Annotated in this window: 14 protein-coding genes; 12 read left to right on the forward strand and 2 right to left on the reverse strand. The window is 59.8% G+C overall.

Annotated features, from left to right (window positions below; genetic code table 11):
* Nucleotides 1-46: 46 nt before the first annotated feature.
* From nirD to J8G15_RS07715, 3 genes are all read left to right on the forward strand, one after another.
* Nucleotides 47-433 (forward strand): nitrite reductase small subunit NirD, encoded by a 387-nt coding sequence (gene nirD, locus J8G15_RS07705; RefSeq protein WP_210546914.1) that lies wholly within the window; start codon nt 47-49, stop codon nt 431-433.
* Between the two features lie 251 nt (nt 434-684).
* Nucleotides 685-867, forward strand: a complete 183-nt coding sequence (locus tag J8G15_RS07710; RefSeq protein ID WP_210546915.1) for a hypothetical protein — start codon at nt 685-687, stop codon at nt 865-867.
* A gap of 53 nt (nt 868-920) precedes the next feature.
* Nucleotides 921-1,094 (forward strand): hypothetical protein, encoded by a 174-nt coding sequence (locus J8G15_RS07715; RefSeq protein ID WP_210546916.1) that lies wholly within the window; start codon nt 921-923, stop codon nt 1,092-1,094.
* 109 nt (nt 1,095-1,203) lie between these two features.
* Here J8G15_RS07715 and J8G15_RS07720 read toward each other — a convergent pair whose 3' ends face one another.
* Both J8G15_RS07720 and J8G15_RS07725 read right to left on the reverse strand, forming a co-directional pair.
* The gene (locus J8G15_RS07720; protein ID WP_210546917.1) at nt 1,204-1,503 is read right to left on the reverse strand and encodes a Dabb family protein; all 300 of its coding nucleotides are present in this window, start codon (nt 1,501-1,503) and stop codon (nt 1,204-1,206) included.
* Between the two features lie 492 nt (nt 1,504-1,995).
* Nucleotides 1,996-2,208: a hypothetical protein gene (locus J8G15_RS07725; protein ID WP_210546918.1), complete on the reverse strand. Its 213-nt coding sequence runs from the start codon at nt 2,206-2,208 to the stop codon at nt 1,996-1,998.
* A gap of 20 nt (nt 2,209-2,228) precedes the next feature.
* Between J8G15_RS07725 and J8G15_RS07730 the strand changes: the two genes are divergently transcribed.
* From J8G15_RS07730 to J8G15_RS07775, 9 genes are all read left to right on the forward strand, one after another.
* Complete coding sequence (locus J8G15_RS07730) at nt 2,229-5,117, forward strand: nitrate reductase (protein WP_210546919.1); 2,889 nt, start codon at nt 2,229-2,231, stop codon at nt 5,115-5,117.
* Between the two features lie 66 nt (nt 5,118-5,183).
* The gene (ybiB, locus tag J8G15_RS07735) at nt 5,184-6,083 is read left to right on the forward strand and encodes a DNA-binding protein YbiB (protein ID WP_210546920.1); all 900 of its coding nucleotides are present in this window, start codon (nt 5,184-5,186) and stop codon (nt 6,081-6,083) included.
* 10 nt (nt 6,084-6,093) lie between these two features.
* Nucleotides 6,094-6,891 (forward strand): uroporphyrinogen-III C-methyltransferase, encoded by a 798-nt coding sequence (gene cobA / locus J8G15_RS07740; protein ID WP_210546921.1) that lies wholly within the window; start codon nt 6,094-6,096, stop codon nt 6,889-6,891.
* 450 nt (nt 6,892-7,341) lie between these two features.
* Nucleotides 7,342-9,192 carry a filamentous hemagglutinin N-terminal domain-containing protein gene (locus J8G15_RS07745; protein WP_210546922.1) on the forward strand — a complete coding sequence of 617 codons (1,851 nt, stop codon included), beginning with the start codon at nt 7,342-7,344 and terminating at the stop codon, nt 9,190-9,192.
* A gap of 30 nt (nt 9,193-9,222) precedes the next feature.
* Nucleotides 9,223-10,116, forward strand: coding sequence for a GLUG motif-containing protein (locus tag J8G15_RS07750; protein ID WP_210546923.1), 894 nt, complete (start codon nt 9,223-9,225; stop codon nt 10,114-10,116).
* A 22-nt stretch (nt 10,117-10,138) separates the two neighbouring features.
* Nucleotides 10,139-11,812: a ShlB/FhaC/HecB family hemolysin secretion/activation protein gene (locus J8G15_RS07755; protein WP_210546924.1), complete on the forward strand. Its 1,674-nt coding sequence runs from the start codon at nt 10,139-10,141 to the stop codon at nt 11,810-11,812.
* Between the two features lie 72 nt (nt 11,813-11,884).
* The gene (locus J8G15_RS07765; RefSeq protein ID WP_210546926.1) at nt 11,885-12,685 is read left to right on the forward strand and encodes a sulfotransferase; all 801 of its coding nucleotides are present in this window, start codon (nt 11,885-11,887) and stop codon (nt 12,683-12,685) included.
* A 2-nt stretch (nt 12,686-12,687) separates the two neighbouring features.
* Nucleotides 12,688-13,248 (forward strand): adenylyl-sulfate kinase, encoded by a 561-nt coding sequence (gene cysC, locus J8G15_RS07770; protein WP_240538479.1) that lies wholly within the window; start codon nt 12,688-12,690, stop codon nt 13,246-13,248.
* A gap of 206 nt (nt 13,249-13,454) precedes the next feature.
* On the forward strand, nt 13,455-14,711 hold the full coding sequence (locus J8G15_RS07775; RefSeq protein WP_210546928.1) for an NAD(P)/FAD-dependent oxidoreductase: 1,257 nt from the start codon (nt 13,455-13,457) through the stop codon (nt 14,709-14,711).
* Nucleotides 14,712-14,820 lie beyond the last annotated feature (109 nt).

Consider the following 14,820-nt stretch of genomic DNA (forward strand, 5'->3'; position numbering starts at 1 on the left):
CCGCGCTTTTTGAATAAGCGTGAGCAGCTATCAAAGGAATAGCAAAATGACTGAATGGACCCTGATCTGCCCTGTTGAAGACATCCCCGTGCTGGGTGCCCGCCGCGTGGCCCGTGCCCATGGGCTGGAAGTGGCCGTGTTCCGCAACGACTCAGGCGAAGTGTTTGCCCTGCTTGACCGTTGCCCGCACAAAGGCGGCCAGTTGTCACAAGGCATTGTGTTCGGCACCAGCGTGACCTGCCCATTGCACAACTGGACCATTGGCCTGTACAACGGGCAAGCCAGCGCACCGGACGAAGGCTGCACACCCAAGTTCGGCGTCAAGGTTGAAGACGGCCAGGTCTACCTGCTGGCCGCCGAGCTGGCGAACCACGCCACCGACCTGACCCGCCCCGTGGCCGGGCCGCAGTGCAAAGGCGCAGTGGCTGCTTAATTGACGCCCACGGGAACCAAGTCCCCCGGCCTATCGCCGGCGGCCTTCCATGTCTGGGAAAGAGGTCAATGAATGGGAGTAAACCCGCCGAAACGACGACTCGACCGGTGACGAGATAGAAGTTGGCCTGAATGACCGGGGCAAAATCGTCATCAGCCCCAGCCCAGCCGGGACGGCGGTAAGCCAGCTCAAGTGATGCACCGAGGGCCGCTTCAGAGCAAACGCTTTTCGACTCGCAAGGCCAAAGCGCCATGCCGCTCACGTGCGAGCAGGCCCACCGCCTGGTTCAGCGCGCCAAGGGGAACAATACTGATGCTGATGCCTCCATCAGCCAGCTGCTTGCTGATGGGTTTTGCACCTTGGGGAAGCGGGTGCCGGGCAAAGTTAACAGCGAGTACGTTGACGACAACACCGCCCCGTCGGGCTACAAGTGATCCTTCGGCTCTGACGGTCCGCGCGGCCTCACTCCTGGACAGGAAACACCACCATGAAATACGCCCCTTCTGTCTTGGCCCACTTTTTGTCTCAAGCCGCCCTGGCACAAAACCTGTACTTTATGGACCTGGACTATCCGTCCTTCAATTGGAAAGAGGGAGACGAAGTCAAGGGCGGCATGGCCAACGAAGCGGACACCGGCCCTGTGCACACGGCGCCCGCTTGAATGGGCGACCCCGGCCAAGGTTTTCGGCAACCAGGGGATCGCTGGCAGCAGCAACTTCAGCATCACGGGAAACGCCCTGTCTTATTTCTTCATCTCGCCAACCGGCAAGTCACACCGTGTAGTCCAGCACCAGCACATCGTCCAACGCGGGTTTCAGAATCTCCACAAACGCCAGGTGCGCGGGATGCGGCAGGTAGACCGCGCGGCCTGCGTCGTCGGCGAAAGTGAGGTTAAAACAGTGAGTGAAGCCCTTGGCCAGGCCTTCGGGGCTGTTATTGGTGCCCCATTCAAGACTTTGGACAGTACTGATTTGGCGCTGCAAATCAACAAACCCAACCTCGATGCGTTGGAGATCAGGCGCTGTCACAGCGGCTTTAAATTTCAACAGAACCAGGTGGCGAATGGGCATGGAATACCTTGGGTTGGATCACGAATAGGCTGAGATTCTTTCATGGACCGGAGTCAAAGAATGGTACGCGGCAGGGTCATCGTCGAGCCCGGGTGCAGATTGGCCGCGCAGTGCATGCCAGCACGGTGTCAACGGAAACTGATATTTTTAACTGACTGGGTGCTTGCGCAAGATCCTGAAATTGGGGCAACACGGCTGGGTGGCTAGGCGGCGGGCACCCGCGCCAGAGAACGCGCAGCGTGGTGTTCCGAAGCTATCTGCCAGGGACAAACAATGGAGCGGGCACCAGCACGGTTTGCCGCTCTCGTTGTGCGCGTTTTGAAATACTCGGCGGGCATGATCTGACTCCCCGCAATCAACAAACGGGCGGCCCGAGATACTGGCTTGAATGTTGCTTTGGTATACGTCATTGACGCGCATCAAGGATTTATTGCAATGAAAGCCAGCACCACCTTCCACAACGCACGGGTCGCCGGGCCCGCGACTGCCCCATCAGAGGGCGGAGGTGGAAAGCCAGAGTGCAGCAGCCAGCGCTTCCACACCCCCCAAACGCCCCAAAGTGGGGAATGCCCAATTGGGCAGGTTCGCACCGGGTCGGGGGGGTGCGCCTTTTTGAATGACAAAACCCATGCGCGCACCCAGCGCAACGGCCCGCACGAAGGGTGGCACGGGCGTGCGAACACGGCGCCCCCATTGGGGAGCCAAGGTGCGGAGCAAGTGTCGGCATGACAGCGACTCGAAACACCCGCTCCACCTGCCCCTACTGCGGCGTCGGCTGCGGCGTCATCATCGAATCCACCGGCAACCAGATCACCGGTGTGCGCGGCGACCCCGACCACCCAGCCAACTTTGGCCGTCTGTGCTCCAAAGGCTCAACGCTGGCGCTGACCGCCAGTGCAGACATCACGCGCCAAACCCGCTTGTTGCAACCCCTGCAACGCCTGACTCGTTCGGCTTCGCCAACTCCCATCAAATGGGACGGCGCGCTGGACCTGGCCAGCGACCAGTTCGCCCGCGTCATTCGGGAGCATGGTCCTGACGCCGTGGGCTTCTACATTTCCGGTCAACTGTTGACCGAGGACTACTACGTCTTCAACAAGCTGGCCAAGGGCCTGATTGGCACCAACAACATCGACAGCAATTCGCGCCTGTGCATGAGCAGCGCGGTGGCGGGCTACAAGCAAACGCTGGGGGCTGACGCCCCGCCTGCTTGTTACGACGATGTGAACCACGCCAGCACCATCTTCATCGTGGGGGCCAACCCGGCGTTTGCCCACCCCGTTCTGTTTCGTCGCATTGAAGACGCCCAAAAGGCCAACCCGAGCCTCAAAGTGATCGTCTGCGACCCTCGGCGCACCGACACGGCCGAACTGGCCGACCTGTATTTGCCCCTGTTGCCCGGCACCGACGTGATGCTGTTCAACGGCATGCTGCATTTGATGCTGTGGGAGGGGTGGACCGACGCTTCCTTTGTCGCCAGCCACACGCAAGGCTTTGACGCGCTCAAATCGCTGGTGCGTGACTGCACACCCGATCTTGTCGCCGAGACTTGCGGTATTACCAAAGACGCGTTGCTGCAAGCGGCCCGAATGTTTGCCGGTGTTGACGCTGACGCCAACGCGCCGCGCACGCCAACCCTGAGTCTGTACTGCCAGGGCCTGAATCAGTCCAGCAGCGGCACGGCCAAAAATGCGGCGCTGATCAACCTGCATCTGGCCACCGGCCAAATCGGCAAAGCCGGCGCCGGGCCGTTTTCACTCACCGGCCAGCCCAACGCCATGGGCGGACGCGAAGTGGGCGGCATGGCCAACCTGATGTCCGGCCACCGTGATCTGGCCAACCCCGCGCACCGGGCCGAAATGGCCGCGCTGTGGGGCGTGGCCGACGTGCCCGCCACGCCCGGAAAGACGGCGGTTGAGATGTTTCAAGCCGCCGCCGACGGGGAAATTAAGGCCCTGTGGATTGCCTGCACCAACCCCGCGCAAAGCATGCCCGACCAGACCACCGTGCGCCGCGCACTGGAGCGAGCGGAATTCGTCGTGCTGCAAGAGGCGTTTGCAACCACGGCCACCGCCCGCTATGCCGACCTGCTCTTGCCCGCCACCACCTGGGGCGAGAAAGAAGGCACGGTCACCAACAGCGAGCGGCGCATCAGCCGGGTGCGCGCAGCGGTTTCCCCTTCCGGCGAGACCCGCCACGACTGGCAGATCGCGACCGAATTTGCCCAACGCCTGGAAATCAAGCTGGCCGCGCCCTCGACCCAGCCAGATGCTTTCACGCCACCGGACCTGTCGATTGCACCGACTGCACTGCCCGTGAGCGACACGCTGTTTGCCTACGCCAGCCCGGAAACAGTCTGGCTGGAGCACCGAGAAACGACTCGCGGGCGTGACTTGGACATCACCGGGCTCACCTACGCCGCGCTGGAGCAATCCCCTCAACAGTGGCCGCTGCGCGAAGGCGAGTCGCAAGGTCAAGCCCGGCTGTACCAAGATGCGGTGTTTCCCACGCCGGACGGCAAAGCCCGTTTTGTGGCCGCCGCCTACACCCCGGTGGCGGAACCCCGCGAATCCCGCTACCCGTTTTCACTGACCACCGGCCGCCTGCGCGACCAGTGGCACGGCATGAGCCGTACGGGCACGCTGGGGCGCCTGTTTGGCCATGTGAATGAGCCCGCCATTCAGATGAACCCGCAAGACATGGCGCGCCGGCTGTTGGCCGATGGCGACCTGGTCCACGTCACCAGCAAGCGCGGCTCCATCGTGCTACCGGTGCAAGGCAGCGCGGACCTGAGCATGAGCCAGGTGTTCATTGCCATGCACTGGGGTGACGAATACCTGAGCGGGGTTAGCGCAACCGGGCAACGACTGGCAGGCGTCAATGCATTGACCACTTCAGCCTTCTGCCCCACCTCCAAGCAACCCGAGTTCAAACACTCGGCGGTGAAGGTGTTGAAAGCAGATCTGCCGTGGGGGCTGCTGGCCGTGGCCTGGCTGCCCGCTGGGCGGGTGCTGCAGGCCCAAGCGCAATTACAAGCCTTGATGGCCCGCTTTCCCTTTGCCAGCTGCGCGCCGTTTGCGGGCCAGGCCGATGGCGCCGACGAGCGCAGTGGCCTTTTGTTTCGCGCCGCCGCCCATGGAGCCCCGCCCGACGAGTTGCTCGAGCTCATTGAGGCGCTGCTCGACCTGCATGGTGGCGATGTGCTGCGCTACGCTGACAAAAAACGGGGTCAGCGCCGCGCCATTCATTTACGGCACAACGACCCAAGCACCCAGCTGGAAGGATTCCTTTTGGCGGGGGACACCAGCGCCCAAAGCTGGATCAAAACCTTGCTGCAAGACCAGTTGCCGGCACACACCTATGGGCGCGCCCTCCTAGTGCCCGGCGCCAAGCCACCGGTGGCTGTGGTCTCGCGTGGCAAGGCCGTGTGCGCTTGCTTCAACGTCACCGACGCGGCTATTGAGTCACACCTGGCGCAAAGCAGCGGATCTGCGCTGGAGCGTCTGGCTTCACTGCAAAGCAGTCTGAAGTGCGGTACCAACTGTGGCTCCTGTGTACCCCAGTTACAGGGCATGGTGCGAGCCACGCTGGGTGCCGGGTTGCAAAACGCCTGACCGAGCCCCCGTGTGCGGGCATAAGCTCATGGGCCCGTGTCATATCAATTCACAGACAATCGACGCATGAGCATCAGTCACTACATCAAGGTCATCGGTCGCGGCAAAGACGGCGCCCGCGCGATCGACCGGGACCAGGCCGCTGACCTGTTTGGCCAGGTGCTGGACGGCACGGTGACCGACTTTGAGATTGGTGGATTCTGTCTGGCCATGCGTATCAAAGGCGAAACCGACCAGGAAATGGCCGGCTTCATGGATGCCACCCACGCCCGTCTGCACAAGATTCCTACCGGGGGACGCACCGCCGTGGTGCTTCCCAGCTACAACGGTGCACGCAAGCTCCCTGTCCTCACACCGCTGCTGGCGCTGTTGCTGGCCCGGGAGGGCCTGCCCGTGGTGGTGCATGGCACCGCGACCGAGTCCACGCGGATTTCTTCACAAAATGTGCTTGAAGCGCTTGGTCTGCCTGCACAAGAAGCTATTCAAAAGATAGCACCCGGCACTGTGCAATTTGTGCCCACCGCCCTGCTGTGCCCTGGCCTGCAGCGCTTGTTGGATGTGCGCCGCGTGGTGGGCCTGCGCAACCCGGCCCACAGCCTGGTCAAACTGATGAACGCGTGCGACCACCCGGCCGTGGTCATCAGCAGCTACACCCACCCCGAATACCTGCTTTCCATGACGGCCACGTTCCGCTTGGTCGGAGCGACGGCTTTGCTTCTGCGCGGCACTGAGGGCGAACCCGTGGCCGACCCGCGCCGCACACCGGCCATGGACGTGTTCTCCAACGGTGAAGTCACCCGCGTACAAGATCCCCAGGGCGGCTCGTTGGCCAGTGTGCCGGGTTTGCCTGCGCCCGACGTGGCCAGCACAGCGCAGTGGATCAAGGCCGTTTTGGCCGGTGATGCCCCCGTGCCTGCCCCGATTGCACAACAAGTGGCACACATCGTGCATCTAACTCGTCCATAAGGACGACAACATGACACACCCCACCCACACTTTCTCCGGCCCCGGCCGCTGCACCCTGGTGGGCGCCGGCCCCGGCGACCCGGACCTGTTGACCATCAAGGCTCTGAAAGCCATTCAGGCCGCCACTGTGCTGCTGGTGGACGATTTGGTCAGCGAAGCTATTCAGGCCTTGATCCCGACCAGCGCCCGCATCATTCACGTGGGCAAACGCGGGGGCTGCCAGTCCACACCGCAAGCCTTCATTGAAAAACTCATTCTGATGGCGGTGCGCGAAGGCGAAAACGTGGTGCGCCTCAAAGGCGGCGACCCCTTCGTCTTTGGCCGCGGCGGCGAAGAGGTGGAGCACTTGGCGCAAGCGGGCATTCACGTTGACGTGGTGAACGGCATCACGGCCGGTCTGGCCGCCGTAAGTTCACTGGGCGTTCCCCTGACGCACCGGGAACATGCGCACGGCGTCGTCTTCATCACCGGCCACCCCAAACCCGGCAGCTCAGGCACCGACTGGCGCACCCTGGCCGCCACGGCCTACAGCGCCCGCCTTACGTTGGTTATTTACATGGGCGTGAACGGCGTGCAACATATCCAGCAAGAGCTGCTCACCGGCTTGCCCCCCGGCACCCCTGTGGCCATCATCCAAAACGCCTCGCTGCCAACCCAGCGCCACGCCATCACCACGCTGGACAGCCTGCAAGACACCATTCTTGACGCCCAACTCGCCAGCCCCAGCGTGATCGTGGTGGGCGATGTGTTTCAAGGCCTGTTGACCCTGCAGCAATCCACCCCAGCATCTCAAGCCGCCCTCGGCTGAATCTATGCCGAATACTGCGCGGGCGCCGGGTAAACCTGGGACGCCGGCCTATCAGCTGTGGAGGTCATTGGACATCCTTTGCGGCGCTCAATTCTTCATCAAGTCACCGGCTACATCAGCCATACCCCCAACCACTCGCTTTCCCTGGTTGGCAGCCCTTTCGCCCGCGTGCTGACGGCCTTAAACCCCGCCGAATCGGGCCCACCGGCCATGCCGTCACGCCGCCTTTGGAAGGAGTGAGGTCATTCTTCACCAACCCAACCCAACGCGGATGGATGGAGGGATTTCGCAGCTTGAAGGGTGGTCAGGATTGCCACACACCCACAGCTCACCTGTTCGTCTTTATTTATCGGCCAATCTACCGTAGAAACACGCAAAGGGCATTGATTTACTGACGACAATCAAGTTGTATCAAATTATTTGTCAATTCTGCTCCGGCAAAGACCCTCCATGAAAAGCCACGCCTCAATGAACCGCATTTACCGCCTTGTCTGGAACCAAGCGCTGGGCGTGATGATGGCAGTGGCGGAAAACGCCAAGGGGCGAGGCAAGTCCAGCACCGGCCGTGGCTTGGTGGCTGGCGCAATGGCGCTGAGCGTTGGCTTGTTTCTGGCCCCGCTTGCACAAGCGGGGCCCACCGGCGGCCAGGTCAGCGCCGGCGCCGCCACCATTACCCAAGTGGGATTGAACACCACCATCAACCAAACCAGCGCCAACCTGGCCATTAACTGGCAAGATTTCAGCGTTACCGCCAACGAAGCGGTGCGCTTTAACCAGCCCAGTGCCACCGCCGTGGCGCTGAACCGGGTCATCGGCCAAAACCCAAGTCAGATTCTGGGCAGCCTGAGTGCCAATGGTCAGGTGTTTGTGATCAACCCCAATGGCGTGCTATTTGGCACCGGGGCACAAGTCAACGTCGGCGGTTTGGTGGCCTCCACACTGGGCTTGAGTGATGCAGACCTGGTGGCTGGCAGCTATACATTCAATAGCTACTCAGGCATGGCTGACGGGCGCATAGTCAACAAAGGCACACTCACTGCCGCGCAAAGCGGCTACATCGCCCTGCTGGCGCCTGAAGTGCGCAACGAAGGCGTTATCTCTGCCACCCTGGGCACCGCCCTGCTGGCCGCAGGCAACAAAGTTTCACTGAACCTGAACAACGGCAGCCTGCTGAGCTACAACATCGATCAAGGTGCAGTCAATGCGTTGGCGGACAACCAGCAACTGATTCAAGCCGACGGAGGTCAGGTCTTCATGTCGGCCACGGCGGCCAACGCGCTTACCACCGCCGTGGTCAACAACACCGGCATCGTCCAGGCCCAAACCGTGCAAAACGTGGGCGGTGTCATCAAGCTGATGGGTGATATGGATACCGGCAGCGTCAACGTGGCGGGCACGCTGGATGCATCGGCCCCGGCCGGTGGCAACGGTGGCTTCATCGAAACCAGCGCGGCACATGTCAAGATCGCAAACGATGCCCGCATCACCACTCTGGCCGCCAGCGGCCTGAATGGCACCTGGTTGATTGACCCGGTGGACTTCACCATTGCCGCCAACGGTGGCGATATCACCGGCACAGCGCTTGGCACTTTACTGGCCAGCAATAGCGTCACCATTCAAACCGCAACAGGGACTAACACCGCCACGAACCTCTATGGTGGATCAGGCAGCAATGGCGATATCTTCGTCAACGATGTGGTGAGTTGGAGCGCTAATACTGCGCTGACGCTCAACGCCTGGCGCAACATCAACATCAACCAAACCATCACCGCCTCGGGCGCAACTGGTTCCCTGGCTTTGCAATATGGGCAGGGCACCATTGCCTCGGGCAACACTGCCACCTACAACATCAACGCACCGGTCAATCTGCAGGCTGGGCCGAACTTCAGCACCATGTTGGGATCAGACGGAACGGTGAAGATCTTCACCGTGATCACTAGCCTGGGTAAGGCAGGCAGCACCACGGCCACCGACTTGCAGGGTATGAGTGGCGGACTGGCGGGTAACTATGCGCTTGGTGGCAATATCGATGCGAGCGCCACAAGTGGATGGAACGGCGGCGCTGGTTTTGCGCCGATTGGCAGCGGTAGCACCAACTTTGCTGGGAACTTTGATGGACTCGGCCACACAATCAGTAATCTCACTATCTACCGGCCAACGACTAACGATGTGGGACTGTTTGGCGCATCTAGTGGGGTTTATATTCAGAACGTGGGTGTTGTCGGTGGCGCAATCACCGGGAAATCCTACGTAGGTGCCTTGGTCGGGAACAAAGTAGGGACCAATATCACCAATGCGTAGTCAACGAGCGCAGTCTCTGGTACTTCATGGGTGGGTGGTCTCCTGGGTCTCAGTAACGGCGGTACGATCAATTCCGCCTATGCGACGGGAGCGATTAGTGGTAAATCATCTCTGGTGGGGGGGCTGATTGGACAGGCCCGGTTTTACGGCTCTATTAACAATTCATACGCCACGGGCGCTGTAAGTGCACCGACGGCTTATTACGTTGGAGGACTGGTTGGTCAGGCCCGCTTTGTCAGTGTCAACAACTCTTATGCAACGGGAGCCGTAACAGGTGGCTCCGCGACTGGCGGATTGGTTGGCTATCTCGACACAACAAGCGTTAACAACTCTTATTCAACTGGCGCGGTGCTTGGCAGGAATGTTGGCGGCCTGATTGGGCTTATTACCAGAGGCAATGTTACAAACAGTTTCTGGGACACGGTGACTTCCGGGCAAGCCAGCTCAAACGGCGGCACAGGTAAAACTACCGCTGAATTGCTGACGCAATCCACCTACACCGGCTGGGACTTCACCAACATCTGGTACGTGGCCGATGGCCCAACTCGGCCATTTTTGCGCAGCGAATACGAATTCACCAAATTGGTGAATGGCGCGTTGACCGTCAACGCAGCCGCTGCCGCTGCCAATGGTGGTGTCGTGACCGCTATTGCGGCCTTGCCCGGCAATATGTTGCCACGCGTCCTACCTGGACTTTATGTTTCTGTTTTGGACGGCCAAATCAATTTCACGAACAGGGCGGGCTCGCCTAACTTCTCCTCTGGCCAGTTCGGCTACACGCCGTCAGTCACTTCTCCGCCAATCAGCCTGCCAGCCAACCCGGGACTGCGATTTACCCCGCCTCCAATGTTTACCCAACCGCCTGCTTTCACAACGGTTAAAGACGGCGGTATTAAAGATCCCGTGGACATGGTGGTGCAATAGTATTTGTATGAAAAGCGTTCTCATGAAGTCCCCTCGATTCAATCTCACGTTCATCTCTCTGGCCGTGCTGGTCTGCGCTAGTGCCCATGCGCAACCGAAACCCGATGCCGGGCAAATCAGCCGTGACCTGCAACAACAACCCGAACTGGCTACGCCCAAAGTGGTTGCACCGCTACGCATTGAAGGACAAGCCGTGCCGCAAGGCGCCAGAGCCACCGATGTGCGTTTTGCCGTCAAGTCAATTCGCGTGTCTGGCAGCCATGTGCTCCCACCATCCGAACTGGAAGCGCTGGTGGCCAACCTCAGCGGCGCCGAGCAGAGTCTGGCAGAACTCACTGAAGGTGCGGCCCGCATCACCGCTTATTACCGGGAGCGTGGCTTCGTGGTGGCGCGCGCTTACCTGCCTGCACAAGACATCAAGGATGGCGTTCTGGTCATTGCCGTGCTGGAAGGAGTACTGAGCCAACAGAGCTTAAGCAACAAATCGCGTTTGCCCGATGCCCAAGCCAATCGCTATCTGGCCGCTGTCAAAACCGGCGATCCGATCAATGCTGACCAAGTGAGCCGTGCCTTGCTGCTGCTGGCCGACACCCCCGGTGTAGGCGGCGTTCGTGCTGCACTGCAACCCGGCGCCAGTGTCGGCACCACGGATTTGCTGGTTGAACTGGACCCGGCGCAAGCCTATCTCGCCAACCTGGAAGTCGACAATTACGGCAACCGCTACACCGGTGAATACCGCACCGGCGCCGCGGTGGGATTGAACAACCCGTTCAACTTGGGCGACCTGTTGAGCCTGCGCGCGATCACCAGCGGCGACCTCATGAGCTACGCACGGCTGGCTTACCAGCTACCAGTGGGGGGAAGCGGCCTTAAATTAGGCGTGGCGTATTCTGATACTCGCTACAAGCTGGGTGAAGAGTTTGCCGCCCTGCAAGCGCACGGCACGGCCAGCAGCACCAGCCTGTATGCCACTTACCCGTTTGTGCGCAGCCAAAGCAGCAATCTGTGGGGCACGCTGACTTGGGAAGACAAGAAGCTAGCTGATCAGACCGATGTGCCGGTCTCTAGTGTCGACAAGCAAGTGCAACTGGTCACACTCGGTCTGGCTGGCAGCCGGCCAGATGCGCTTTTGGGAGGCGGTCTGACGGCCTTTGATATGGCGCTGACCAGTGGCAACCTGACGATGGATGCGTCATCGTTGGCACGGGATACCGCAGTCGGCTCAGCCAATAGCAATGGCACATTCAGCAAGCTGGCCTATAGCCTGAGCCGCCAGCAACGTGTGTGCGACAACTACAGCGTGTTGCTGGCACTCTCGGGCCAACAAGCAAGTAAAAACCTGAATTCATCGGAAAAGTTCTCGCTCGGTGGTGCCAATGGTGTGCGCGCGTATCCCCAAGGTGAAGCCAGCGGGGACCAAGGTATGTTGCTGAATCTGGAAGCGCGTCGCAACTTGAGCGAGCGGCTGCAAGCGGTGGTTTTTTACGATGCGGGATCTGTGGATATCAACCGAAATGCGTTTGCCGCCGGTGACAACACGCGGTCAATTGCAGGGGCCGGATTTGGCCTGAATGGCCAGATTAGCAAGTTGCAATTCAGAACTTCCGTCGCCTGGCGCACCAGGGGTGGCGACCCGGTGTCTGACACCGCCAACCACAATCCGCGCTGGTGGCTTCAAGTAAGCTTGCCGCTTTAATTTAAGCGTAAAGAAACAGATGCCCAAATTTGTAGGCGTAACTGGCTTACCCCGAGCTGGGTCAACCTTGCTGTGCCAACTACTGGCACAGCACCCCAGAGATTCATTGCGAAGGAAGTAACAGTCCGTTGTGCAACACTTTGCTGGGCATCCGACGCATGGTCAGCGATCATCAGTTTTTTCTGGCGCAGCTCGACACCACCTTTGACACCAGCTATGCAGGGTTATCTTCGTGGTTGGCACCATGATTGCCAAAAGTCTGTGGTGGTGGATAATACCCGAGCTTGGCTGCATGCCATTGAAATGCTGCTGCACATAGAACCCGAGGCGAAGCTGATTGTGTGTCTGCGTGACTTGGGGCAAATCTATGGCGCCATAGAAGCTCAACACCAACGCACTATCCTGATCGACTTCGTCGATTACCTGGCTGACTACGACCGTTTTGGTCGAGCCGATGCGCTATTTGCAAAGGATAAGGCGATCGGTGCACCACTGATTTCATTGCACGGGGTGCCGGACTTGCCCACGCATGTGCAGGAGCGGTTGTTTTTTGTACGGTTTGAAGACCTGATGGCACAGCCGGTAGCCTGTCTATCACTCATTTACAAGTGGCTCGGCGTGGAGCCCCTCACCATCAACGCGGACCAGTTGGCGGTAGGCGTGCAGGAAAGCGACAGCCACCACGACATGAAGTACACGCACAAGCAGGCCAGCAAAATCACTGCTCCAAAGCGGCACGAAATTTCGCCGCGCATCCAAACGCTGATTGAAACCGCTTATGCGTGGTACTACCAACTTTACTATCCGCAGTTGAAAAAAAGACCAGTGACACACCGGTCAGCCGCGACGTTGTTTGACAACCGGCAGCAGTGACAGTGGCGCAGCATGAAGCATGCAGCGGACACCCGGGTGCGGTGGTTTGGTTAACGGGCTTGCCAGGCTCAGGCAAGTCAACCTTGGCCCGTGCTGCGCAACAAAATCCTCACCTCGCAGGCTTTCGAACCGTGCTTCTTGATGGCGACAACTTACGCCACGGTTTGTGTTCTGATTTGAGTTTTTCAGTGGATGATCGCAATGAGAATGTGCGGCGGACTGGCGAGGTGGCCAGACTTTTTCTGGAAACAGGGGTCGTTGCAATTGTCGCGCTGGTTTCGCCCATGCGGGCTGCGCGCGATGCGGTACGTTGCTTGTTGCCAGAAGGCGCCTTCTTCGAGATGTACTGCCAATGTCCCGTTACAGTTTGTCGGGGCCGTGATCCCAAAGGCCATTACCCCAAAGCTGAAAAAGGCACGATTTCGGATTTCACGGGCGTTTCATCTCCATATGAAATATCCTTGGCGCCCGCCTTGCAACTCAATACAGGTGCAGAGAGTGTTGAAGAGTTTGTTGAACGCCTAACGCGAGCTCTGTTGAACTACTTGCAAGTAAGCGCATGAACCAACTAGTCGCCTAGCCGGAACTCGGGTTGCACCAAAATACAAAGGGCCAGCTGACGCGGTTTATACGGGCAGAATCGCTTGTTTCATGACTCATACATTGAACTCACACTGTTCAGCCAAAGTACTGACGCGTCGTTGGATCGGGCCGCGAGGCGTCTTCTCGTCCTGCAAGCTAGCCTTGGGCAGCGTCTAAACTCCTTCCCATGCAAAAATTTGACGTTGTGATCGTGGGGGCGGGGGCCGCCGGCCTGTTTTGCGCCGGGGTGGCGGGACAGCTGGGTTTGAAAGTGCTGGTCATCGACCACGCGGCCAAGGTGGCCGAGAAAATTCGCATCTCTGGCGGCGGTCGCGCTAACTTCACCAACCGCGACACCGGTCCGGCCAACTTCCTGAGTGACAACCCGCGTTTTTGCCGGTCTGCTTTGTCTCGCTACACTCCCGCGGACTTTGTCGCGCTGATGCAAAAACACCAGATCGCTTTTCACGAAAAGCACAAAGGCCAGCTGTTTTGTGATCACTCGGCCGAAGACCTCATCAATATGCTGTTGGCCGAATGCGCCAAGGGCGGCGTCACCCGCTGGCAACCCTGCGTCGTCAAAAACATCAGGTTTTTGGCCTCTACCCCTTATGCAGAATGTGCAGACAGCTATGAAATCGATAGTGACCAGGATACCGTGCATTGCGGGGCCGTCGTCGTCGCCAGTGGGGGCCTGTCAATTCCGAAAATTGGTGCCACCGACTGGGGCTACCGCATCGCCCGCCAGTTCGACATTCCCGTCATCACGCCCCGCCCCGCGTTGGTGCCATTGACGTTTGACGCGGACGCCTGGGCACCCTTCGCGCAATTGTCCGGTCTGTCCTTGCCCGTCAAGATTGCCACCGGCAGCAAGAAAACCAGCATCACGTTCGCAGAAGACCTGCTGTTCACCCACCGGGGTTTGAGTGGCCCCGGCGTGTTGCAAATATCTAGCTACTGGCAGCCCGACACCCCCATTCGGCTGAACCTGGCGCCCGAGGTGGACATCGCGCAGCACCTGAACGCAGCGAAAGCGACCTCCCGCAAATTGGTCGCCAACGAACTGGCCGGCCTCGTGCCGTCACGACTGGCCGACACCTGGGCGGATCAAGGCGCCGCCCAAGGACACAACTGGGCCCGCCCCGTGAACGAGGCCACGGACAAGTCACTGAACGCCTTGGCCGAGCGCTTGAGCCGATGGGAACTCACCCCCACCGGCACCGAGGGCTATAAAAAGGCCGAGGTCACCGCCGGCGGTGTGGACACCGTGGCGTTGTCCAGCCAAACCATGGAGTCCCGCCAAAGCGGTTTGTACTTCATTGGCGAGGTCGTCGACGTGACGGGGTGGTTGGGTGGCTACAATTTTCAATGGGCATGGGCCAGCGGCTTCGCCTGCGCCCAAGGGCTGGCGGCCAAGCTGCGCCCAGCCGCTCAAAATACTTGACGGCGCTTGGATTGCATTAGAAGAAGCGCTATAATCCAAGGCTTTGCTGGCAAACTCCCGCTGCCTGATCAACTTTTAAGCGGGAAAAAATCGCCGAACGCGGCGTGTG

It is taken from the genome of Rhodoferax sp. PAMC 29310 (assembly GCF_017948265.1).
Lineage (GTDB): Bacteria > Pseudomonadota > Gammaproteobacteria > Burkholderiales > Burkholderiaceae_C > Rhodoferax.